Source organism: Nocardia stercoris (assembly GCF_003696265.1).
In the GTDB taxonomy this organism is placed as follows: domain Bacteria; phylum Actinomycetota; class Actinomycetes; order Mycobacteriales; family Mycobacteriaceae; genus Nocardia; species Nocardia stercoris.
This window is the reverse complement of the sequence record NZ_RFFH01000021.1, coordinates 67,642-89,044: the sequence shown is the minus strand read 5'-3', so window position 1 is coordinate 89,044 and position 21,403 is coordinate 67,642. Positions and strand designations below refer to the sequence as shown.

Here is a 21,403-nt window from a genome sequence, read left to right as displayed (position 1 = left end):
GTGTTCTGCTGCGCCGGCTTCGGTCCATCGCGAGATTAGGAGCACCATGTCGCAAGAGACGTTCTCGGTCGACGGCCTGCACTGTCGCGGGTGTGTCGGGACGGTGGAGCACGCCCTGTCCACCATTCCCGACGTCCACTCGGTACAGGTCGAACTCGATGTCAACGGCGTATCCAGGGTGACGGTCGACACCGACCGGCACCTGGTCGACACCGAGGTCCAGCAAGCCCTGGACAAAGAGGGCAACTTCCATCTCGTGTGAGGTCGCCCGCCCGGGAAGGCGGTGGGCTCGAGTGCCTTCGAGCCCACCGCCCGCTCGGCGCAGCGTCTATACCAGCTCCGACCAGGGAAACTGCAGGAACACCAGGACGACCACGACGGCGTAATAGACCGCCAGCATCGTCCAGCGCCACTCCACCAGGAGTCCGGGAAGTCCGACTGGGCGGGCCCACAACAGCCCGGTCACCAGCGCCACCAGTAGCGGCGTGACTGTCCACACCACCATGCAGTACGGGCACAGGGCATGAATCCGGTACAGGCTCTGGCTGATCAGCCAGCCGATGAAACCGACACCGAGAACCAGGCCGGCCCACAGACCACCCCAGAACCAGCGCGGCAGGCCGACGTTCGCCACCGCGAGGACCGCGACAGTCATCACGACCGAGAAACCCACGATGCCGATCAGCGGGTTGGGGAATCCGAATTCCGCCGCCTGCGGGGAGCTCATCACCGATCCGCACGACAGCACGGCATTGACATTGCAGGACGGCTGATAGCCGGGATCGGTGTAGAGCTCGAACCGCTCGACGGTGAGCACCACCGAGGCCAGCCAGCCCAGCAGACCGCAGATCAGCAGCACCCAGGCGGACCGGGCCGGTGCGGTGATCATCTCGCCGCGGCCTCGATCGCCGGGCGCAGCCCGCTCTGGGTGAACAGCGCGCCCGCCGTGATCGGCTGACCGTTGACGAACACCGTCGGCGTCGACTGGATGCCACTGCCGAGAACCGCGGTGGTGTGCTTCGCGACCAACGGCGCGTAGGGGTAGCCGGTGATGCACGCCGCCACTGCGGGATCCGTGTAGCCGGCCTCGGCCGCGATCCGCGTCAACTCGGCATTCTTCAATCCGGTCCCGTTCTCCGGCGGCTGCTGCTCGTAGATCGAGGCCAGCCAGCCGAGGAACTTCGACGGGTCGGCGGCGGCCGTGCAGTAGGCGGCGTTCGCGGCGCGGGTCGAATACATCGTGCCGGACGAGGCTCGGTCCAGGAACGAGATGATGTCGTACTGCACGACCGCGGTACCCGCATTCACTTCGTCGGCGAGCACCTGCGCATTCGCGGCTTCGAACCGCTGACACACCGGGCACTGAGGGTCGGCGACCACCCGGACCTGTACCTTCGCGTCGGGTTTGCCGATCGTGATGCTTCCGTCGGCTCCGATCGTGCCGACGACGCCGGAACTCGCGGGGGCTACGACCGTGGGCACGATCACCGCGGCGTTCGTGTCCGGCAGGGCATCGCCGGTCTTGTCCGACTTGTGCAGGCCGACGCTGATCCCGATGGCCACGATGAGGGCGATCAGCACCGCGGCGACCGCGATCTGGACGACTGTTCCGCGACGGCTGCTACCGCCACGGGCCGCCGCGACGACTCCGGCGCGGTTGGCTGGCTTCTTGTTCACCGGTTCGCCCGGCCTTTCTGCGACCCCGTGAGTCGGTCGCGGGTGGTGGTGACCACGCACTCCTCGGATATCCATCAGTAGGTCGCGCAGCGTGTCGATCCGGTTCCTGCCGGATTCGAAAAGCCCGGCGCTGCCACGCAACAGCGGCAGATGCGACGATGGGCAGTGCCATGACTGATCCGCTCGTGACTCCGGTGACGCGTGTCGTGCGCGCGGCGATTTTCGCCGTGGTCGCCGTCACGCTGTCGGCCGCCGGGCACGGTCATGTGACCGGCCACGGGCTGCCGGTCTCGGTATTGCTGCTGACCTGCACGGGAACCGCTGCCGTGACATGGGCTTTCATCGACCGTCAGCGTGGTGCGCTGTTCATCGTCGGTGCGTTGGCGGCCATGCAGCCGGTGCTGCATGTCTGGTTCGGTCTCGTCCCCGCCGCGGGGGCTCACGCGGAGCACGGCGGTGGGACTGCTGCGGAATGGCCGACGGTCTCGATGCTCGCGGCGCACGCCCTGGCGGCGGTGCTGTGCGGACTGTGGCTCTGGGCAGGCGAGCGAGCGTTGTTCACGCTGTTGCGTGCTCTGTACACCCGGATCTTCCTGCCCCTGCTGCTCGTCTACACGCACCCGTGCGTGCCCGACCCGGCGCCGTTCGCGCGCACGGACCTGGCTCGGGTGGCGAATCCCACGCAGACTCTGCTGCGCCATGCGGTGGCCCGGCGCGGGCCACCGGCGATCGATTTCGGGATCTGAACAGTTCATTGCCGGTGGCGGATTCGCTACCGGTGGCATTCACGCACCGACGTGCCGACACCTGGGCGCCGGCGGTCTCGACGACGTCTGCGTCCGATGGTGTTGCGCGCGGCCCGCGACCGGTACGGCTTCACCGCCGCACCGGCTGAGTGCCTTTCCCGAGCGCTGTGGCTGATCGCCACCGCGCCCCGGCGTCCCCTCTGTGGCGACGTCGCCGATCGAAAGCATTGGTAATGCAGACAATTTCCGTGCCGCCGGCTCCGATCCAGCGGCTCTGTCCCGTGCCATCCACCACACTCTCAGCGCCGGTATCCATCAGGTCCAGACCGGCGACTTCTGCGGTGGACGAAGAGTTGACCGCGCTCGCCCTGGCCGCCGGGCGGGGAGATCGCGCGGCACTCGAACAGTTCATCCGGGCGACCCAGCGCGACGTCTGGCGTTTCGTCGCCCATCTGACGGACACGCAATCCGCGGACGACCTGACCCAGGAGACGTTTCTTCGGGCGCTGCGCAGTCTGCCCGGATTCGCCGGCCGGTCCACCGCACGCGCGTGGTTGCTGTCCATCGCCCGGCGGGCCGTCGTCGACCGCATTCGCCATGCCGCCGCCCGGCCGAAGAAGGCGTTCGGTGAATGGGAGTCGGTCGTGGACGAGCGCCGGACGCGAGACAACTCCGACTTCCCGGAGATGCTGGCGATCACTGATCTGCTTCGTGGTTTGCCGCCGGACCGTCGCGAGGCCTTCGTCCTGACCCAGATGCTCGGCCTGTCCTACGCGGAGGCGGCTGACACGGTGGGATGTCCGGTCGGAACCATCCGCTCCCGGGTCGCGCGGGCCCGGGAATCGTTGATCGACAACATGATCGACTGTAGCCGCGTTCCGGCCGGGTGCCGGGCCGGCTGATCCGAGCCCGCAACCCGCCATGTGCCAGGCCCGGCACATCGACCGAACGGCCGCATCTCCGGACTTCCACAATCGGGGATGCGGCCGCCGCGTTCGCGCTCGCGCCGACATCGCCGCTTCCAGGACCGGCCGGCCTACGCGGTCGCCAGCAGGGCGGCGATGCTCAGTCCAGCTACCGCACAAGCGATCCGGGTGTCGGGCGAGTCGGTCTCGGACACGCTCAGTGGCAGACCGCGGAACATCGGAATGCGATCCCACCCGCCGCACATCCACCCGGTCGCCTCGATACCGAGGTAGACGACGGCGGCCCACGACATCATGCGGCCGACCGGCTCCGGCCACATCGCGACCGCCGCCGTTCCTGCCGCCGCCACCCCCTCGACGATTTCGGGCGGCCACCATGGATTGAGCACGCCCACATGGGATCCCACCGCCAGCAGGACACCGGACAGCACCACTGCCGCGACGGCAGCGGACAGCAACGGTGACCGGCCGGCCTCAGTTGCCGCCGGATCCGCCACGTACATCACTCCCATGCCCGCGGCCATCCCCAACCGGACCCCGTACCACCAGCGTGGCCGCGCCGCCGCCGAGATCGCGTGCCACACCTGAACTGCTGTCGCCGCGGCCAGCGCGGTCACCCACACCAGCCGCGCCCAGTCGGGCAGCGTCGGTGCGGTACCCGCGCCGGCTGCCATCTGCATCACTGTTCCGTCCGAATACCGCATCCAGCAGTGGTCGGTCCCGGGTGGCATCAAGTTCCGATCGAAATTTAATGTCCTGGAAGGAATTTGAGATCTATGCGTTCGACATGACCTTTGTCACAAGGCCTTCCGGAACCCTGATCACCGCAACCGCGACTTCTCATCGGCAGCGCATTCGCGCTGCGGACCGAAGGCAGGAAGTCGAAGGCAGACAATGAAGTTGCGCACGGGTGCCGCACTGGCGGCTATGACCATCTCCACTCTGGGTATCACGGCGGGAACGGCCGCCGCCGAACCGGTGGCCGACACCCCGGACATCCACTTCCAGGCGGTGCCGAACGGCCGGTCGGTGGTGCTGACCGCCGACGCCGGCACGCTGACCGTCGCCGACAACCACCTGCAATTCGTGGACCGCAGCGGAACGACCGTTGCCACACTGCCATTGGCGTATCTGCGGGGCGGCGACGAACTGCCGATCGCAGCCCAGGTCGAGGCCAATACCGTCACATTGACGCCCAGCACCGACCCCGCGGATGCCCGGCCGGCGGAGGCCTCGACCATTGCGGACATCGATGCGATGGCGGACCCGAATTTCAATGCGTCCGTGGGTAACTTCAGCATGGAGATGATGGCGTCCGCCTCTGTCGGCAGCTTGCTGGGCAGTGTGGTCGGCGGTGTGGTCGGCTGTGTGGCCGGTGGGATCGCGGGTGGCGCAGCCGGCGGCGTCGTCACGCTCGGTGTACTCGCTCTGCCCGGTGCGGTCGGCGGCTGCCTCGTCACCGGTGCGGCGCTCGCCGGTATCGGCGCCACGGTCGGTGTCGCCGTGACCGGCATCCCGACCCTGATCGCCGGCGGAACCCAGTTCTGGAACAGCACGCACTGACCGACGGTCGTGCGGGTGTCGCGCGTCGGCCTGCTACCGATGCGCGGCATCGCGCCGCGCTTCCCGAATCGAGCAACCCCGTCCTGCATCTGTAGTGATCTTCGGTAGGCGTTGCCCGCATTCGCGACAGCCGCGCCGGAGTAAGCGACACCGGCGAGCACAGACCGCAGCGGGAGCTCGCCGAATACCTTCTAAGGAGCCAGGATTCGCTGGGCTCGAGCGGCCCGATCGTCTCCGTCGGCCGCCTCCGGCCGCTCTGCCGATGATTGTTTCGACGGACCGGATCGGTGTGTCGGCGAGGTGGTCCGGCAACGCTTCCGATCGCTGCTCAGCGTGATCTCGGGCTCGCAGCCGGCCTCAGGCAATCGTCGCAGGATGGCTGCGGTCAGATCGGGTGTCGAGCCGACGTGCGGCAGCAGCGCGGTGCGTAGTACTACGGCATACTGGAACCACGTTCGGCACGGAGCGCAGACAGCCAGGTGCCGATCGACCGGACCGGTCTCCTGCGGTTCGGCTTCGCCATCGATGCGCGCGGACAGCGCTTCGCGGATCGTTTCGCACGTCATACCTGTGATGGTCGCGCACCGGTTGCCCGGAGTTCCTGGCAGTCTCTCGCCGGCGGTGCGGCGGCGGCCGCCGGGAACTGCAGTGGCTGTCCGTGCGACTGCTGGGATGTGAGTACGCATGCAGAAACCTCGGAGATCGCGCCCGCTCGTGCCGAGGTGCTGACGGTGCTGCTGACCACTGCGATGGCGCTGTCGATGCTGCCGCTGTTCCTGCTAGGTGCGCTCGGGCCTCGGCTGGTGCGCGAATTCGGGATCGCCGCACCGCAGTTGGGTCTGCTGGTGGCGGCGGGGTTCGGGGTGGCGGCCGTGTTGTCGCTGATCGTCGGGCCGATGGTGGCGGCGCTGGGAGCGCGGCGCTGCCTGATCGGCATGTTCGCCGTATCGGCGCTGGCGCTGGGTCTGTTCGCCGCGGCCCCGGGCTACTCGGGCCTGGTGGTCGCGGTGGTGGTGTCGGGGGCAGGGCAGGCGCTGGCCAATCCGGCCACGAATCAGCTGATCGCGACCCGGGTGCCGGTTGCGGCGCGAGGCGCGGTGGCCGGGTGGAAGCAATCGGGTGTGCAGTTCGGCGCGTTTCTGGCCGGGCTGCCGCTTGCGGCCCTCGCCGGTGCAACGAATTGGCGGGTGGCCGTGGCTGCCGCCGCGACGGCCGCCGCAGTCGCCGCCGGAGCCGCGCTGCTCCTCACGAAAGATCCTGGGCCGCCGCGCCTTCCATCGTTGATCGTGGCCCAGCCGCGTGGTGGCGCTGGGTGGATGTGCGGGTACTCGGTGCTGCTGGGCATCGGTATCTCGGCGATCAATACCTATGTGGCGCTATATGCGTCGAAGCAGCTGGGGTTTCCGGCCGCGGCCGCGAGTGCGCTGGTGGCATTGCTCGGTGTCGCGGGAATCGGCGGCCGGGTGGGCTGGACCAGGTGGTCCTCGCGGCTGCGCACACCGGCGATACTTCTGGGCCCCTTGGCATTCGGTGCGGCCTTGGCGGCCTTGACGGTACTCGCCGCAGTCTGGTGGAGCTGGTGGGTGTGGCTCGGTGTGCTCGGGATCGGCTGCTGTGCCGTTTCGGCGAACGCCGTGTCGATGATGACGGTGATCTCGACCGCCGAGCCCGCGCAGGTCGGCCGGGACTCGGCGGTCGTGTCGGCCGGATTCTTTGCCGGATTCGTGGTCGGCCCACCGGTTTTCGGTGCGATCGTGGTTGCCTCGGGTGGCTCGTACGCCCCTGGCTGGGCGATGGTGGCGGCGGCATTCGTGGCCGCCGCGACGGTGGCCTGGTGGTGGCGGTCGCGCGGATGACCGGTTCGACATCAGCGCTCGAGCGCATGCTGGACCGGATCTCGTCCACTGAAAGTGCTGTGCGGGACCGGTTTCCGCTGTTCGCCGCCGCCGATTCGGGCGAGTGGACGACCTCACGGCGTGGGTCGTGGGCCGGCGGATTCTGGGTCGGCCAGCTGTGGTTGCGTGCCCGAGTGACCGACGACCCTCGGCATCGTGCCGCGGCGGAGACCTGGGCGCAACGGCTGGAGCCCGCCATCGCCGCCGACACCGTCACCCGCGGGCTCACCCTGTGGTACGGAGTCGCGGCGGGACACCGGCTGGGTCTCTCGGTCACCGCCGGGCAGCAGGCCCGCGCGGGTGCGGCCCGGCTAGCGGCGACCTTCGACGCCGCGGCCGGGATTCTGCCCTGGGGAACGGCTTTCGGTGAACCAGCCGAGCCGTTGATCGCCAGGGTGGACGGGCTGGCGGGGACGATTCCGCTGTTGGCGTGGGCCGGCGCTGCACATGTGGCGACTCGGCACCTGGCGACTCATCTGCGAATCTGTGCGGCCCCGACCGGGCTTATTCCGGCGCTGTCGCGGTCGGGTGCCGCATGGGAGCCACGCGGTGAACCCCCTGCGGGATGGTCGCGCGGCGAGGCATGGCTGCTGCTTGCGCTCGCCGACGCGGCCCAGTGGCTCGACGGCGACCATGCCTGCCTCGCAGACGAATTGCTGGACCGGTGGCCCTGGCCGATATCCGAGATTCCCGCCGCGCTACGTCAGCATCCCGAGGTTCCCGACACCTCGGCTGCCGCGATCACGGCGGTCGCGCTGTGCAAGCTGGGCCGTCCAGACCGGGCGCAAGAACTGGTGGACGTTCTTGTGGCCCACCACTTGTCGGCTGGCGACCGCCCCGGACGGCTGCTCAGTGGGTGCTATGACCTGCCGCGTGGGCTGGCAACCACGCACGAATTGATCTGGGGGGACTTCTTCCTCATGCTCGCCCTGGCGATCCTGTCCGGTGCGGTCGATCCCACCGATCTGTGATCGATCGGCGTGAACCCGCGGGCGCGCACAGCTTGGTGGCACCTCCGGGTCGGTCCGAATGGGTCCGCGCGTGGCATTTCGCCGGATGCGGACCCACTCGGGCCGAGGGGCATTCGCGCATCGCGGCGGGAACCTCCGATGCGCGCACACGGGATCAGCCCCGCAGGGCCGCGGTGATCTTGGTGGCAGTGTCGCGATAGACCGACAGCAGATCTTGGTCCTGGGACGGATAGTTGGTCAGGGCGATCTGCTTCGCGGCCGAGCCGGGCAGCACCGGCCCGGTACTCATCTGCTCGTTGTCGAAAACGAACTGCGGGTTCTTTGCGGACAAATCGGCAACCTGGCCCGGCGTGACCGGAGCCGGGCCGTACGTACCGAGCACCTGCGCGCCGGACATCTGGGCAGCGAAGTCCAGGAAGGTCTGCTGCACGACCTTCGGCGGCTGCCCACCCTGCCACGCCGCCTTGATGTCACCGGACAACCGGCTGTATTCGGTCTCGAACCCGGTGATCCACGCGTCGGCGGCGGGTCGGGTACCGAAGGTGTCGCCCAAGCGCCGGACCTCGGATTCCATAGTGTCCTTGGCATTGTCGAGGTTCACCTCGACCAGCTTGGCGTGGGAGCCGGCAGCGTCCTTGATCTTCCCCGCGAACCCCTCGAACTGGGCGTAGAGCACGTAGTCGGCGTGCGCGACTTCGGCCAGATCCGAGGGCTTGGGGTCGTAGTCGGGTGCGTGCTTGATCGATGCGGGCACGATAACCGTCACATCGGATGCCCCGGCCGCCTTGGCGAAGGCTGCCTCCCACGAGCTCGCGGCCACAACCCGCGGACCGCTGTGCGGGTGCTCGTCGCTGCTCGAGCCGCAGCCGGTGGTCAAAGCCGCTCCGGTGATCAGTGCGACGACACCGAATCCGATGCGCGCGAACCCGCTTCGTCGGATGAGGGCCATACTCGTTGTCTCCAATCGGGAATCACATGAGCGACGAGGGCGACCGCCCCCGCCAGCAGCACCAGGACCGGCCCGGGCGGCAGGTCCAGCGCCACCGCGAGCGTGAAGCCCGCGGCGTTCACCACGACGCCCACGGCGACCGCCGTGATCGCCATGGAAATCAGCGAATTCGCCAGCCGTCGCGCGGTAAGGGCCGGCAGCAGAGTCAGCGCGTCCACCAGCAGCGCCCCGGTCAGCCGAATTCCGGCCCCGACGGCGATCGCGACCAGCATCAGCAGGATCAGGGTGAGCCGGTCCACCCGCACCCCCGAGCAGGCGGCCAGTTCCCGGTCGTAGAGCAGTAGGCCGATCTGCCGTCGGCGCATCGCGAACAGCAACGGCACCACCACGGCCAGCGCGGCCAGCACCATCACGTCACCGGTACGGGTTGCCAGGATCGAACCCCACAGCAGCTCGAAGGCGCCGTTGGCGTTCACCCCCGAAATCGATAGCACCAGAAGCGCGCCCGCGATGGACAGGCTCATCAGCAAACCCATCGCCCCGGACAGGCCTGTACGGCTGCGGGCCAGCGGCGTCAGCGCGGCACCCGACGCGCCACACGCCGCGAGCGCGCACACCATAGGATCCAGGCCCGTCAGCATGCCGACCGCGATACCGAGCAGCGCCACGTGCATCATCGCGAACCGCACCGGCATGATGTCCAGACCGATGATGATCACGCCGACGATCGGCAGTCCGATCGCGCCCAGGATCAGTGCGCCCATGCCGCGTTGCACCGGGGCAAGCTGCCAGACGTCCACGAAGTTCGCCGCGCTGCTCACGCGACCTCCCGCAGGTGCCCGTCAGCCATCTCGAGCACGCGATCGCAGCGGGCTGCCAGCGCGCGATCGTGAGTCACCACGAGCACCGTGACCGGCTGATCCACCAGTAGCTCGGCGGCCTCCGCCTGGCCGGTGAAATCCAATGCGGCCGTTGGTTCGTCGGCCAGCAGCAGGCGAGCGCCGGCGGCAACGCAGCCCAGTGCCCGCGCCAGGTACATGCGCTGTAGTTGTCCGCCAGACAGCGTGTCCAGCGGCCGATCCGCGAACTGGGCCACGCCGAGGCGTCCTGCCGCGCTCATCGCGGCATCGAGATCACCACTGCTCGACAGCAATTCGTGAGCGAGCAGCGGAAAGTGCCCAGCTGCCTGGCGTTGCGGAATCCATGCCGTGTCTTTGCGGCGTTGGTCCCAGTCCCGCTGTCCCCGCGCCTGCTGACCGTCGACCGTAATGGCTCCCGAGGTCAGCGGATGCAATCCCAGGATCGTGCGGACCAGCGTCGTCTTTCCCGACCCGTTGGTGCCGGTGAGGGCGACCCGCTCACCGGGCTCGACGACCAGGTCGGCCCGGCGTACCACCGGCCGACGGCTGTGCGTACAGCACACACCAGTCAGCTCCACTCTTGCACCCGTACGCACCTGTTCTCCCACTCGTCGCTCAACTAAGAGTCGCTGGGCCCCAGGCGTCGGTTCCCGCCGATATTCGGTGCGGGGGAGAGCGGCTCAGTCGGTGATGCAGCGGGAGGGCGCCCGTTCTGCCATCCAGCGCCTGATCGAGCCTCTGCATCGTCTTGCCAGGCGCCCTTGCGCGGGGACCATGCATGACCTATGCGCCTACCGATGCGGGATCGGCCGGAGGAGCCGAAGCTGTGAGGATTCCCGGTCGCACCGGCGATATCCTCAGCCCATCGTGGCCGTGTCCGAGTAGTCGCGGAGCAGACGGCGGGCGGTGCTGCTGACGTGGAATTCGTCGGAGCCGTCGAGGATGCGGGCCGCGCGCGCGGTACGCAGTAGCCGGGGCAGGCCGCTGGCAGTGCTGAGACCTTCAGCGCCGTGCACCTGTATCGCCGCGTCCACCGCGGTGCTCAGCGCGCGAGCGGCCGCGGTCTTCGCCAGGCTGACCTCGATCCGCGCCGGTGCACCGGCGGCGACCAGGGTGCCGGCCTCGGTCGCGAGCAGCCGGGCCGACCGCACCTGCAATTCGGACTCGAAGACCAGTTGCTGGATCAGCTGCCGGTCGGCGAGATATCCGTCACCGAGCCGCCGTGCGGTCGCCCGCCGAGCGAGCTGTTCCACTGCGCGCTGTGCCTGGCCGATCCAGCGCAGTGCCCGCAACGTGCGGCCGAGCGCCAAACGTTCTGCGGCCAGGGTCATTCCGGCGCCGACGGCACCGAGCAGATGAGTGCCGGGTACCCGCACCTGGTCGAACGCGATCTCGTACTGACCGCCCGCGCCGAGGACGTCGAGTTCGCGAACCACCCGGAACCCGGGCGCGGTCGTGGGCACCGCCAGGATCGAGAAAGCTTGCCGGACCGGTAGATCAGCGCCGGTGCGGGCGACCACCAGCACCCAGTCGGCGCGGGCGGCCCCGGTGATGAACCATTTGCGGCCGGTCACGATCCAGCCACCGGACCCGTCCGGGACAGCGGTGGTCCGCAGGCCGGCGGGATCGGATCCGGCCACGCCCGGTTCGGTCATGGCATACGCGGATCCGGCTCTGCCGCACACCAACTCGGGGACGAGCGCCGCCCGAAGCTCCCGTTGTGCGTGCGCGTCGAGCATCCGGACGGTGAGCAGGCAGGCCGAACCGAGGGCATCCGGCCCGTAGTCGCTGCGGCCCTCGAGTTCGGCGAGGGCGAGATAGTCCGCCAGTGGGAGACCGCCACCGCCGTGCTCGACCGGCAGTGGCAACGCCCACAGTCCGGCCGCGGTCGCTCGATCGCGTAGCGCCTCCCAGCTGTCCCGCTCACCGGCTTCGAGCGCGTCTTCGCGTGGAATGACCTGGGAATCAACGAAATCCCGCACCAGTAGCGGCAGGGTGGCGGACGGGCCGGACTCGGAATGCGCTTCGGAGGTCATGTCCAGATCACACCATTCGCCGGAACTGTGGTGCCCACGCGCCCGACTTGTTGACTACACACCCGAATTCGGCGGAAGGCGCGCAATGGAGCCGGCACACGCAACCATCCCGGACCCGCTACTCACAGGGGCAGCCGCGATCGTCGACGGATCCGGCGCGGCCGCCGAGGTACTGCGCGGCCACCTGCGCGCGTTGGGCGCGACGGTCACAGGCGGTGACCGGTCGGGTGCGGCGGCGGCCACCGCGCTGCTCACACTCGCCGACGGCACGCGGCGCGAGCTGCTCGTGGACTGGGGTGGGCCGATCACCGATCCAGCGCTCACGAATGAGACTGCGGTACAGGCAATCTGCGGCGTAATGCAGGTCAACGGCCGTCGCGCCGGCCGCCCGAGTGGGTTGTCGGTCGACTACTGCGAAACCGTAGCGGGCACCGTGGCCGCCACCGCATTGCTTGCGAGTCTGCTGACCGCGCCGGGCGAATCGGCCACGGTGCGAACCAGTGTCGCCGAGGCCGCGCTGTTGGCGATCTCGCAGTACCTGGCCGCGGCCGGCGCGGACGACCCCGAGGCCGTGTCCCTCGCGCCCGGTGGGCCACCGTTCACCAGCGCCGACGGCATCCGGTTCGAGATCGAGTCACTGCAACCGGAACCGTGGGGCGCGTTCTGGACCGCGTTGGGTGCTGACCCGAAGGACCTGCGGCGCGGCTGGCGGCCTTTCCAGTTCCGCTACGCCACCGCGACCGCACCGCTGGCCGAATCCCTTCACGAGTCGACCCGTGCCCGGACCTTCACCGAGCTCACGGCAGTCGCGGCGCGGACCGGCTTGCACGTGTGCCGACTGTACGGCGCGGACGAACCCGACACTCCCGCCCCGGATTCGCTACCCACACCGTGGACGGTCGTGCCGGTACCGAATTCACCAGCTGCCTCCAGGAGTCGAGAATCACCGATCGCGGCACCACTGACCGGCATCACCGTGCTGGAGGCGGGCCGCCGGGTCCAGGCGCCGTTGGCCGCGCATCTGCTCCGGTTGCTCGGCGCCGACGTCACCCGGATCGAACCACCCGGGGGTGATCCGCTGCGAGAGATGCCGCCGTACAACGGCGAGGTCTCGTCGCGGTGGCTGGCCTTGAACCGGCACAAGGCTGCGGTGGAATTCGACATCAAGGCCGAAGCCGATCGCGAGCTCCTGCGAGCAATGGTCGCTGAATCCGATGTGTTCCTCCATAATTGGGCTCCTGGAAAGGCCGAGCAGCTGCAGCTGTCGGCGGATCACCTTCCGCCCGGCACCGTCTACACCTACACCTCGGGCTGGTCCGGAGCCGACCTCGACCACCTGCCGCCCGGCACCGACTTCATGGTGCAGGCCCGCACCGGTCTCGCGGACCTGGTCGGCCCACCGGGCGAACCGCCGGCACCCTCACTGATGACCCTGGTCGACGTGCTCGGTGGGGTCCTGGGCGCCGAGGCGACCGTCGTGGGCCTGCTTCAGCGGCAACGCACCGGCTCTGGCATCGCGGTAGAGAGCAGCCTGCTCGGTGCCTCGAACATGCTGCGTGGCTACGGCATTCGGTCCGCAACCGCCGACCGGCAGCCGCATCCGGCCGGGGGCGGCTGGGCGGCCGGGCAGGTGCCGGTCACCACCGACCTCGCCGACCTGCTCACCGATACCCGGTTCGCCGATGTGATCGGTCGCGACGACGCCGGATGCCCCGCACTGAACCGGCCCTGGAGTCTGTCGTGATCGGTGCTGAAAGTACTGCTACGCACTGGTATTCGGATCTGGTGCCGGCCGGGCTCCGGCGTTCCTGGGCGCGGTCCGGGTACTACCCGGGGCGAGATGTCTACGATCTGTTCGCCCGCCACCGCACCCGGCATCCGGACAAGCCCGCGGTCGTCGACGCCGACGGTGTCGTCACCTACGCCGAACTCGACGATCAGGCCCGCCGGCTGGCGACCGGGCTGGCCGCTCTCGGGATCGGCACCGACGACGTTGTGGCCGTTCAGCTTCCGAACAGCCGCCTGGCCTGCGCCGTCGATCTCGCCGTCGCCGCGCTGGGGGCCGTCGTCCTACCGTTCCCGGTCGGCCGCGGCAGCCGGGAGGCGGCGAGCCTGCTGCGGCGTTCGCACGCGGTCGCGGTAATCACTCCCGCCGAGTACAACGGATTCCCCTGTGCCGGAAGCATTCGCGAGCTCGCGGCGGACCTGCCCGCCCTGCGCGCGGTCATCGCCGTCGGCCGGCACGCCGCGCGCGGCTGCGTCCCGCTCCACGCCCTGCTGGCCACCGATGCCGGCGAATTCCGTCCTCGGTCCACCGATCCCGACGGCCCGGCCCGGATCCTGGTCACCTCGGGTTCGGAAGCCGAACCCAAGATGGTGCTCTACTCCCACAACGCCCTCACCGGCGGCCGCGGCGCGACGCTGGCCGCACTCGCCGACAACCCGGCGACCATGCGCAACATGTTTCTGGTGCCCCTCGCGTCGGCGTTCGGCTCCAGCGGCACGGCCGTCACGCTCGCCGCCTTCGGCGCTACCTTGGTCCTGCAGCCGAAATTCGACGCCGCGGCGACCCTCGCGATGATCGACAAGGCTCGGCCCACACACCTGCTCGGCGTACCGACGATGCTGCGCATGGTGCTCGATCATCCGGCGCTGGCCACTACGGATACCTCGAGCCTGCGGGCGGTCGTGGTCGGCGGTTCGGCCATCGACGAGCTGACCGTCCGGAAGGGACGAGACCTCCTGGGGTGCCCGGTCGTCAATCTCTACGGCTCCGCCGACGGCGTGTCCTGCCACACCGCGCTCGACGACCCACCCGAACGGGCGACGACCGCCGGCCGACCCGATCCGGTGGTCGCCGACATCCGAATCACGGACTCGGCCGGCATCGACCTGCCGGCCGGCTCGGTCGGCGAGATCCTGTCGCGCGGGCCCATGTCACCGATCTGCTATGTCGGTGACCGAGCCCTAGACCACGCGCTACGCACTCCCGACGGCTGGACCAGGACCGGTGACCTCGGCATCCTCGATTCGGACGGCTACCTCACCGTCGTGGGCCGCCGCAAGGACGTGGTCATCCGCGGCGGCCTCAACATCAGCCCCGCAGAAGTCGAATCACTGCTGATCACCCACCCGGCGGTCACCGACGTCGCCTGTGTCGCGGTACCCGATCCGCTATATGGAGAACGAATGTGCGCCTGTATCGCCGCCACCGTGCCGCTGACGCTCGACGACCTCACCGGACATCTGCTCGCCGCCGGCCTGGAGCCGCGCAAACTTCCCGAGCGCTTGCTCCAATTGCCCACGCTCCCTTTGGGACCCGCGGGAAAGGTCGACCGCCGCGTCCTTCGGGAGCGTGCCGTCCACACTGAAGGCTGAACCGCGCAACCCAGCGGATGCAGGAGAAGACGCCCGCGACCGGCCCGGCCGCAGCCGCTCGACCTGTGTCGACGTCGATCGCGCCGAGCGCTCACGCGCAGTGATCGCGGCGGACGAGCGTGGCGCAGCATCGCTTATCGGGTCCTGATTTCCGGTCCGCTGTCCGAGCGCCCGTGTCTTGTGCCTCGGGTGCGGGCGCAGACTCGAGCCTGCCCCACGGTTACCCCGCGCTTTCGTCGTCGATCAGGTGCCGGTTTCTGGGCGCGACCGAGCGCGGACTTGAAGATACATCTTCGTCCGTGTCGCCATCTTCCCTGCTCAATTGTCTACTCCGGCATCACGACCGGCTCGGTCGCCGTGGCCAGGAGACGCTGCGTTGCTACCGGTTGACTTGACGTTCTGACGACCCGTCAGTTGAGGTCGGGTATCCGATGTGGGGTCTTCCAGGGTCGCCGGATGGGGAGGCCGTGCAGTTCGGTCCAAGCGGGAGTTCCTCACTTCGCGCTGGATTCTGTTGTCGCCGAACATGATTCGTCGGACTTATGGCCGGTTGGCTCGGCCGCGCCCGATGCTGTCGCGGAGACGACCGTTGGAGTCGGTCCGAACGCCGATACCTCGCCAGACCGATGAGTCTCATGAACCTCCCTGTGGGGGTCAGGGGTTCGAGTCCCCTTAGCTCCACCCATTGATGCAGGTCAGGGCCGAATTGTTTCGGTCCTGACCTGTTTCTATTCCGCCCAACCCCGCGTTTACCCCACGGTTTCGATTCATTTTTCATCGTCCGTCGTGTCTGGCGGTGTGGCAGACCTGCTCCGTAACGGCTCCTTCTGTCAGGATCGCCGCCCGTTGGGCTTCTCCGGCAATCGGGAAGTCCTCGAATTGGGTCGATGCAGGACGAAAGTCATTCCATGCCAATCTATTGCAGGCTCTGCAGGCGAGAGGTGGTGCAGCGTAGCGGTTTCGAGTCCATCCCGACAACGCCCTGACCGATCGCTAACGGAGCATCGTCTGGGTCGCTGCCGGCGGTGGATCGCCCGCACGGCGAAAGGGCCCGGAAATTCAGCAGCGATGCGCCGACCGGTTGAGATCAAGGTCGGTTTCCGAACACCGAGAAGCGGATTCGGTCGCGCGTCAGCGCTGGATGCGTTCGTGGAGTGTGAGCAGGAGGTGGTCGAACTCCGTGACGGTTGTTTCCGGCACGGCCGGGACGTCGGGCAGTTCGGTGATCAGCCGTTCGGCGAGGTCGCGGAGACGGGTGTTGGTCTCCTGGGACCGCCACACCAGCAGCTTGAACGCTTGGTCGGCGTCGATGCGGTAGATGCGCATCAGCACGCCCTTGGCCTGCTCGATCGCCGCGCGGGCCTTCATCAGCTCAGGCAGCTGCTCGTTCAATGCTTCCTCGCCGGCGGTAGCGATAGTGCTCGACAGGTCGACGTAGTAACCCGCGGTACCGACCACCCGGCCCTCGGCATCGTGGATGCGATCGGCGACCACCAGCACCTCGTGTTCGACGCCGTGGGTGTCGAGGAAGCGGTGCCGGCTCGAGAACGGTGTGCCGTCGGCGAGTGAGTCGGAGATGATCGCGGCGACCTCGTCGCGGTCGTCGGGGTGTTTGTGCTCGAGGAGCAGGTCGGTGGTCGGTTCCACCTCGCCGGGGGTGTAGCCGTGCATGATGTACATCTCGGGTGACCACTCCCAGCGGCGGGTGGCGAACCAGAACCGGAAACTCCCTGTCCGCGGTCCGGCGGACGCATTCGTCGGCTCCGGTGCCGTCGCGGGCTCGGAGGGCTTCGTCTCGGGCGAGCCCGGCTCTGCCGGTGGCTCAGCGGGAGATCCCACGCCATGAGTATCCCACCGCATAAGTGCATCTACCAGCGCAGACACACCACCGCAGGGCGGGGACGGAGGAGTGCTGGTGGTTCCGTCTGGCGTCGGCATCACTTCTCGCGCAGGCGGGTGAGCCGCTGCATCTCGTCCCTGCCGTCGTTGCGGCACGGTCCGCAGAACAACCGCAGGCCGGTGTGGTCCTGGCCACCCGTCAGCCGCACACGAAGACCGGTGAGGACGGTGTCCGGTGTATGCCGATCCCGCTGTGGGCCCTGCCGGTCTTCCGACGGTTGTACAACGACTATCTCGCTCGTAAGACTCCGAATCGGCTGAAGCTGGTGTTCTCGTCCCGGCAGGGCACGGTGCGCTATCTGAGCAACATACGGCGCGCATGGAACAGCGCCCGCTGAACCGAGTTCGAGTGGGTCACTCTCGGCACCACCCGGAAGACCGGCGCTTGCACAGTGATGGCCAAGCTCGGATCGAAGGCGACGGCCGATCAGCTCGGGCACTCGAGTGAGAGGAACGTCAAGTAGCCAAGGCGCGGGCTCGGATCGTGCCGCGCGTGAACGCGAACGCGCTGTCCTCGTTGGGTCCGACGGCTTAGTACGGGGGCACGACCCGGAACGGCGGCGCAGGAACTGAGCCGCTCGCTCAGCCGCTTGGTAGCAGGTGTCGCAACCGAGTCCTTTGCCGTGGCCGGACTGCTCGATCTCAAGTGCGACAGAGGATTCCTGCATGACCCGGCGGGTTCTGATCGCGTTCGAGAACTTGATCGCACTATCGCGGCACACGCAACTACAGGAACCAGCCCCAGCGACCGCCGGGGCTGGTTCCCCCCCGCGGGTACCGGGTCCGGGCGCGGGGGAACCTCGGCGTTAGGCCACGCTGGTGTCGTCGCCGGTGTCGACCGGGCTCGGGAAGGCGACGGCGCGCACGCTGAGTTCCACCGGTGTCAGGTCCTTCGTCGGGGTAGTCACCACCGCCAGCTCCGCGAGCTTGCGGGCACCAGGAATCACGCGCCCCTCGAACGAGCCGATCGTCTTGTTGAACGCATCGACCGCGCGAGTCAGCCCGGCTCCGGTCGCGTTGAGATGGACGGCCATCTTGGCGAACCGGTTGTACAGGTCGCGCCCGAGTTGCGCGATCTGGTCGGCGTTCTCGGCACGTTCCTGCTGCTGCCACATCTGCGCGACGGTTCGCAGCGACATCAGCAGAGTCGTCGGTGTGGTGAGGATGACCTTGCTGCGGAATGCGTCGTCCCACAGGCTGCGGTCCTCGTCGAGCGCGGCGTGCAGGAACGCGTCAGCCGGCAAGAACATCAGAACGTACTCCGGACTGCTTGAGAACTGAGCCCAATACTGCTTGCCCGCAAGGTTATCGACGTGCCGACGGACGTTACGGGCGTGCGCCGCCGCGCATTTCTTGCGAGTGTCGTCATCGTCGGCTCCGTGCGCGTCGAGAAAGGCCGCGAACGGCGCCTTGGCATCGACGACGACGTTGCGGCCGCCTCCGAGGTGGACCACCATGTCGGGCCGCAGTACGGCGTCCTCGTCGGTGACGACCCGCACCTGCTGCTCGAAGTCGACGTGCTCGACCATGCCAGCGGCCTCGACCAGCGTGCGCAGCTGGACCTCGCCCCACTGCCCGCGCACATCCGGCTTACGCAACGCGTTGGTCAGCTGCGCGGTTTCCCTGCGGAGCTGCTCGCTAGCGAGATTCGACGCCTTGATCTGCTCTGTGACCGACGAGAACTGGCCGATATTGTTCTCCTGGAACGCAGTCAACGCCGTGCTGAACTGCCCGAGCTCCTGACGCAACGGTGCAAGCATCTCCTCGGTCGCGGCCTTGCGCTGATCCAGCTCCCCGACAGCGGCTTTCGCCCGGTGATCGGTCATCTCGGTGAACCGCTGGATCAACTCGGCACCCGACTTTTGCATGACCTCGCCGGCCATCCGGGTCACCGCCTGTTGCATCTGCGTCTGCGTCTCACGCAGCTGAGCCAGCTCGCCGGCGAAGCGCTGGCGCTCACTGTCGAGCTGGGTCTCGACCGCCGACTGCGTCGCGATCGCCCGCTGGAGCTGCTCGGACAGCGACTCGGCCTTCGCCGCGGTGTCCGCCAGGTCGGTGCGAGCCCGTTCGAGCTGATCACGCTCGGCGATCAGCTCGGCCTGCAGACCCGCCGCCACTGTGGATTGGTCCTGCAGCTGCCGGCGTAGTGAATCGACCTGTGCGCGAGCGTCATCCCGCTCCGCGCGAGCCCGTCCCGCGGCCTCCTGATCCTGGCGCGCCCGCTCGGCTACCACCGCCGCGCGACCGCGCGCGGCCAGATAACCGGCCGCAGCAGCGATCACTGCCACGACCACCACAACCGCAACAAACGAGACAATCGAACCGGACACGCCAAACCCTCCATGACTCAACGGCTTCAAAGACGACCCGAAACGGGCCGACCAGGTGACATGAGCGACCAGCGACAATTCATCACGATGCCGGTCCGCCGCGAGCATGCCACCAAGCACCGACAAGAATCGATGCGCGGCAATTGATCTGCTACCGAATTGTCCGAATGGTCCAGCGGGGCGTGGTGTGGACTGCCGGTGTTCTCGCGCGTTCCGTCCAATCGGCTGGCCCGGCAATGAATGACTCCGGTGCGATTTTTGGTGTCGGTCGGTCGAATCCGACATGCTCCCAACGCCTTCTGGGTGGCGCTGAGTGACCCGCGACGTCGATGTGGGCTGTGATCGGGCGCCGTTCTGTACGGTGGCGGCGCCGGTCAGGATTGCGCTCCTGCGCTTCGTCCCCCCGAGCCGGAGCAGGTAGCGGGCGCTGGTGACCTCGGCACGGGCCGGTTCCGGACCGCCGCCTGTGGTGCCGCGCGAAATCTCGCTGCGACGCGACAGGTCTGTCGCTCGGGTGGCCAGATGACCGAGGCGGACGAGGTGGAACTGCGGGCACGCCGGGCGAATTCGTTCGGGCCGACGGCCGAAACCTATTCAGCGCACCGGCCGGACTACCCGCTCGACGGGATCCGCTGGGCACTACAGCCGATGAACGGTACACCGGTCGTGCTCGATCTGGGGGCGGGCACCGGCAAGCTGACCGGCGGGCTGCTGGCCTGCGGTGCCACCGTCACAGCGGTCGAGCCCGATCCGGCGATGCGCGCGGAATTCACCCGGCACTACCCGCAGGTGAGTGTGCTGGACGGCAGCGCGGAAGCTGTTCCGCTGCCCGATAGTTCGGTCGACGCCGTGGTCGCCGGGCAGGCGATGCACTGGTTCGACCTCGACCACGCGTTTCCGGAGATCGCTCGGGTGCTCCGGCCCGGCGGTGTCTTGGCCGGGTTGTGGAACGACGATGATCGTGAGGTCGGCTGGGTCCGTGAACTCGCCGACGTGGCGGCATCGTCGGTGTCGAAGAAGGCTGGCCCGAATGTGGAAGCGCTGCCCGTGCATCCGATGTTCCACCCGTTCGAAACGGCCGAATTCACGCACAGTATGAGGACCACCGCGGCAGGACTCACGGCCACGATCGGCACCCATTCGCACACCCTTGTCATCTCACCGCAGGAACGGGCCCAGATACTGGACGGCATCACCGCCTTCCTGCTCAGCCGCCCGGAGACCGGTGCCGGCGAGTTCCTCCTGCCGCTGCGCACGACGGTGATCCGGGCTGTGATGCGCTGAGTACGATCGCGAACTGCTCACCGCCCACCGTGGCCGGGTGGGCCGTTTCGCCTGGCGACATCGACGACACGTCGGCAAGATCCGCTGAAACTGTTCAACCTTGCCTCAGGTGGCGGGGGTGGTTGGGCAGGGAGCGGAGCAAGCCGGCTTTCGCCGCGAAGGACTATTGCGCAGCTGGCAACAGGTTGGGGATAGCAGGGCGTGACATGTTCATGTACGCGCGGGTCGCAGCGGCGGATCAACGATGATGCGGACCGCTTGAGGTGCGTATCACCAAGAGGTTCCACCGAGGCCGAAGACGACTACGAGCCGAGGCCCGCACACAAACCGGAGATGCTCGCGGGTTCTCGGACGGACGCGTCGGACCGGTGATGGAGCGCCGTAGCCGATTCACGCGGTCAGGTCAGCGGGTGGCAGGCGGCTCCGGCGCGCTCCACCCGTTCCGGTTCCGGTACTCGAAATAGGCATCGTCGGCAGCCTGGACCTCCGCCTCGGACATCGTCTCCTTCGGCTGCGGCTCGCTGTCGTCGATGCCGCGCATTTCACGCCAGTGCTGAACGAACCCTGGATCGGACTTCATGACAACGTCATCGACCTGGCGTCGGATGTTGGCACGGGCCGCCAGCTGGCATCGGACGATGGTGGCGGCGAGGCGGTCGGCTGACCACTCCTTCATCGCCCGCGGAGCGATAGTCAGCCTGGTGATGTCGCCGCTCGGACTCACCTCGACAGCGACTCCGGAAACCTCTGCCCGGCCGCGCAGTTCAGCTACCCGATCAGCCAGCTGTTGGCCAGCTCGCCGGACCCGGTCGGCCCGGGCCGCCAATTCTCGTTCCCGTGCCTGCAGATCCACAGTCGACCACGTCCCTTGTCTCAGCTCGGTACACCA

The 21,403-nt window shown here is 68.2% G+C and carries 21 protein-coding genes; 10 read left to right on the top strand and 11 right to left on the bottom strand.

Annotated elements, in window-relative coordinates; all coding sequences use genetic code 11:
* The first annotated feature begins 46 nt into the window (after positions 1-46).
* Complete coding sequence (locus EBN03_RS30160; RefSeq protein WP_158675788.1) at positions 47-262, top strand: heavy-metal-associated domain-containing protein; 216 nt, start codon at positions 47-49, stop codon at positions 260-262.
* 66 nt (positions 263-328) lie between these two features.
* Here EBN03_RS30160 and EBN03_RS30155 read toward each other — a convergent pair whose 3' ends face one another.
* Both EBN03_RS30155 and EBN03_RS30150 read right to left on the bottom strand, forming a co-directional pair.
* Positions 329-889, bottom strand: coding sequence for a vitamin K epoxide reductase family protein (locus tag EBN03_RS30155; RefSeq protein WP_122191557.1), 561 nt, complete (start codon positions 887-889; stop codon positions 329-331).
* Positions 886-1,677 (bottom strand): DsbA family protein, encoded by a 792-nt coding sequence (locus EBN03_RS30150; RefSeq protein ID WP_233608742.1) that lies wholly within the window; start codon positions 1,675-1,677, stop codon positions 886-888. The genes EBN03_RS30155 and EBN03_RS30150 overlap by 4 nt, the downstream gene beginning before the upstream one ends.
* Before the next feature lie 170 nt (positions 1,678-1,847).
* Here EBN03_RS30150 and EBN03_RS30145 point away from each other — a divergent pair, with 170 nt between their 5' ends.
* Together EBN03_RS30145 and EBN03_RS30140 are read left to right on the top strand one after the other, a co-directional pair.
* Positions 1,848-2,423 carry a hypothetical protein gene (locus EBN03_RS30145; protein ID WP_122191556.1) on the top strand — a complete coding sequence of 192 codons (576 nt, stop codon included), beginning with the start codon at positions 1,848-1,850 and terminating at the stop codon, positions 2,421-2,423.
* A gap of 341 nt (positions 2,424-2,764) precedes the next feature.
* On the top strand, positions 2,765-3,325 hold the full coding sequence (locus tag EBN03_RS30140; RefSeq protein WP_233608741.1) for a sigma-70 family RNA polymerase sigma factor: 561 nt from the start codon (positions 2,765-2,767) through the stop codon (positions 3,323-3,325).
* A gap of 134 nt (positions 3,326-3,459) precedes the next feature.
* On the opposite strand, the gene EBN03_RS30135 is transcribed toward EBN03_RS30140, so the two are convergent.
* Positions 3,460-4,029, bottom strand: coding sequence for a hypothetical protein (locus EBN03_RS30135; RefSeq protein WP_147471763.1), 570 nt, complete (start codon positions 4,027-4,029; stop codon positions 3,460-3,462).
* Positions 4,030-4,243: 214 nt separating this feature from the next.
* Here EBN03_RS30135 and EBN03_RS30130 point away from each other — a divergent pair, with 214 nt between their 5' ends.
* Complete coding sequence (locus EBN03_RS30130; RefSeq protein ID WP_122191553.1) at positions 4,244-4,912, top strand: hypothetical protein; 669 nt, start codon at positions 4,244-4,246, stop codon at positions 4,910-4,912.
* 191 nt (positions 4,913-5,103) lie between these two features.
* Here the strand turns inward: EBN03_RS30130 and EBN03_RS30125 are convergent, their stop codons facing one another.
* On the bottom strand, positions 5,104-5,478 hold the full coding sequence (locus tag EBN03_RS30125; RefSeq protein ID WP_122191552.1) for a zf-HC2 domain-containing protein: 375 nt from the start codon (positions 5,476-5,478) through the stop codon (positions 5,104-5,106).
* Positions 5,479-5,586: 108 nt separating this feature from the next.
* On the opposite strand from EBN03_RS30125, the gene EBN03_RS30120 reads away from it, so the two are divergent.
* Together EBN03_RS30120 and EBN03_RS30115 are read left to right on the top strand one after the other, a co-directional pair.
* A complete protein-coding gene (locus EBN03_RS30120) occupies positions 5,587-6,768 on the top strand; it encodes an MFS transporter (protein ID WP_199743032.1) in 1,182 nt (393 codons plus the stop codon).
* Entirely contained in the window at positions 6,765-7,778 is a 1,014-nt protein-coding gene (locus EBN03_RS30115) for a sugar ABC transporter permease (RefSeq protein ID WP_122191573.1), read from the top strand. The genes EBN03_RS30120 and EBN03_RS30115 overlap by 4 nt, the downstream gene beginning before the upstream one ends.
* 154 nt (positions 7,779-7,932) lie before the next feature.
* Here EBN03_RS30115 and EBN03_RS30110 read toward each other — a convergent pair whose 3' ends face one another.
* The 4 genes from EBN03_RS30110 to EBN03_RS30095 all read right to left on the bottom strand — a co-directional run bounded on the left by EBN03_RS30110 (position 7,933) and on the right by EBN03_RS30095 (position 11,623).
* The gene (locus EBN03_RS30110; RefSeq protein WP_233608740.1) at positions 7,933-8,655 is read right to left on the bottom strand and encodes a metal ABC transporter substrate-binding protein; all 723 of its coding nucleotides are present in this window, start codon (positions 8,653-8,655) and stop codon (positions 7,933-7,935) included.
* 14 nt (positions 8,656-8,669) lie between these two features.
* The gene (locus EBN03_RS30105; protein ID WP_233608739.1) at positions 8,670-9,548 is read right to left on the bottom strand and encodes a metal ABC transporter permease; all 879 of its coding nucleotides are present in this window, start codon (positions 9,546-9,548) and stop codon (positions 8,670-8,672) included.
* Positions 9,545-10,165, bottom strand: a complete 621-nt coding sequence (locus tag EBN03_RS30100; RefSeq protein WP_199743031.1) for a metal ABC transporter ATP-binding protein — start codon at positions 10,163-10,165, stop codon at positions 9,545-9,547. Before EBN03_RS30100 ends, EBN03_RS30105 begins: the two co-directional genes overlap by 4 nt.
* A gap of 279 nt (positions 10,166-10,444) precedes the next feature.
* Positions 10,445-11,623 carry an acyl-CoA dehydrogenase family protein gene (locus tag EBN03_RS30095; protein ID WP_122191550.1) on the bottom strand — a complete coding sequence of 393 codons (1,179 nt, stop codon included), beginning with the start codon at positions 11,621-11,623 and terminating at the stop codon, positions 10,445-10,447.
* Positions 11,624-11,708: 85 nt separating this feature from the next.
* Here EBN03_RS30095 and EBN03_RS30090 point away from each other — a divergent pair, with 85 nt between their 5' ends.
* Both EBN03_RS30090 and EBN03_RS30085 read left to right on the top strand, forming a co-directional pair.
* The gene (locus EBN03_RS30090; RefSeq protein WP_158675787.1) at positions 11,709-13,367 is read left to right on the top strand and encodes a CoA transferase; all 1,659 of its coding nucleotides are present in this window, start codon (positions 11,709-11,711) and stop codon (positions 13,365-13,367) included.
* Positions 13,364-15,001: a class I adenylate-forming enzyme family protein gene (locus tag EBN03_RS30085; protein ID WP_233608738.1), complete on the top strand. Its 1,638-nt coding sequence runs from the start codon at positions 13,364-13,366 to the stop codon at positions 14,999-15,001. The genes EBN03_RS30090 and EBN03_RS30085 overlap by 4 nt, the downstream gene beginning before the upstream one ends.
* Positions 15,002-16,132: 1,131 nt before the next feature.
* Here the strand turns inward: EBN03_RS30085 and EBN03_RS30080 are convergent.
* A complete protein-coding gene (locus EBN03_RS30080) occupies positions 16,133-16,840 on the bottom strand; it encodes a PAS and ANTAR domain-containing protein (protein WP_233608737.1) in 708 nt (235 codons plus the stop codon).
* 239 nt (positions 16,841-17,079) lie between these two features.
* Here EBN03_RS30080 and EBN03_RS34370 point away from each other — a divergent pair, with 239 nt between their 5' ends.
* Positions 17,080-17,238 carry a hypothetical protein gene (locus tag EBN03_RS34370; protein WP_158675786.1) on the top strand — a complete coding sequence of 53 codons (159 nt, stop codon included), beginning with the start codon at positions 17,080-17,082 and terminating at the stop codon, positions 17,236-17,238.
* Positions 17,239-17,706: 468 nt separating this feature from the next.
* On the opposite strand, the gene rmuC is transcribed toward EBN03_RS34370, so the two are convergent.
* Positions 17,707-19,338, bottom strand: a complete 1,632-nt coding sequence (rmuC, locus tag EBN03_RS30075) for a DNA recombination protein RmuC (protein ID WP_147471762.1) — start codon at positions 19,336-19,338, stop codon at positions 17,707-17,709.
* Between the two features lie 414 nt (positions 19,339-19,752).
* Here rmuC and EBN03_RS30070 point away from each other — a divergent pair, with 414 nt between their 5' ends.
* Positions 19,753-20,514: a class I SAM-dependent methyltransferase gene (locus tag EBN03_RS30070; RefSeq protein ID WP_122191545.1), complete on the top strand. Its 762-nt coding sequence runs from the start codon at positions 19,753-19,755 to the stop codon at positions 20,512-20,514.
* 403 nt (positions 20,515-20,917) lie between these two features.
* Here the strand turns inward: EBN03_RS30070 and EBN03_RS30060 are convergent, their stop codons facing one another.
* On the bottom strand, positions 20,918-21,367 hold the full coding sequence (locus tag EBN03_RS30060; protein ID WP_147471761.1) for a hypothetical protein: 450 nt from the start codon (positions 21,365-21,367) through the stop codon (positions 20,918-20,920).
* Between the last annotated feature and the right edge of the window lie 36 nt (positions 21,368-21,403).

What these genes read in the sequence shown, in the direction of transcription:
- EBN03_RS30160 (WP_158675788.1), top strand. Translation starts at nt 47, where the DNA reads ATGTCGCAAGAGACGTTCTCGGTCGACGGCCTGCACTGTCGCGGGTGT.
- EBN03_RS30155 (WP_122191557.1), bottom strand. Translation starts at nt 889, where the DNA reads ATGATCACCGCACCGGCCCGGTCCGCCTGGGTGCTGCTGATCTGCGGT.
- EBN03_RS30145 (WP_122191556.1), top strand. Translation starts at nt 1,848, where the DNA reads ATGACTGATCCGCTCGTGACTCCGGTGACGCGTGTCGTGCGCGCGGCG.
- EBN03_RS30135 (WP_147471763.1), bottom strand. Translation starts at nt 4,029, where the DNA reads ATGCAGATGGCAGCCGGCGCGGGTACCGCACCGACGCTGCCCGACTGG.
- EBN03_RS30130 (WP_122191553.1), top strand. Translation starts at nt 4,244, where the DNA reads ATGAAGTTGCGCACGGGTGCCGCACTGGCGGCTATGACCATCTCCACT.
- EBN03_RS30125 (WP_122191552.1), bottom strand. Translation starts at nt 5,478, where the DNA reads ATGACGTGCGAAACGATCCGCGAAGCGCTGTCCGCGCGCATCGATGGC.
- EBN03_RS30115 (WP_122191573.1), top strand. Translation starts at nt 6,765, where the DNA reads ATGACCGGTTCGACATCAGCGCTCGAGCGCATGCTGGACCGGATCTCG.
- EBN03_RS30095 (WP_122191550.1), bottom strand. Translation starts at nt 11,623, where the DNA reads ATGACCTCCGAAGCGCATTCCGAGTCCGGCCCGTCCGCCACCCTGCCG.
- EBN03_RS30090 (WP_158675787.1), top strand. Translation starts at nt 11,709, where the DNA reads ATGGAGCCGGCACACGCAACCATCCCGGACCCGCTACTCACAGGGGCA.
- EBN03_RS34370 (WP_158675786.1), top strand. Translation starts at nt 17,080, where the DNA reads ATGCCGATCCCGCTGTGGGCCCTGCCGGTCTTCCGACGGTTGTACAAC.
- rmuC (WP_147471762.1), bottom strand. Translation starts at nt 19,338, where the DNA reads ATGCTCGCGGCGGACCGGCATCGTGATGAATTGTCGCTGGTCGCTCAT.
- EBN03_RS30070 (WP_122191545.1), top strand. Translation starts at nt 19,753, where the DNA reads ATGACCGAGGCGGACGAGGTGGAACTGCGGGCACGCCGGGCGAATTCG.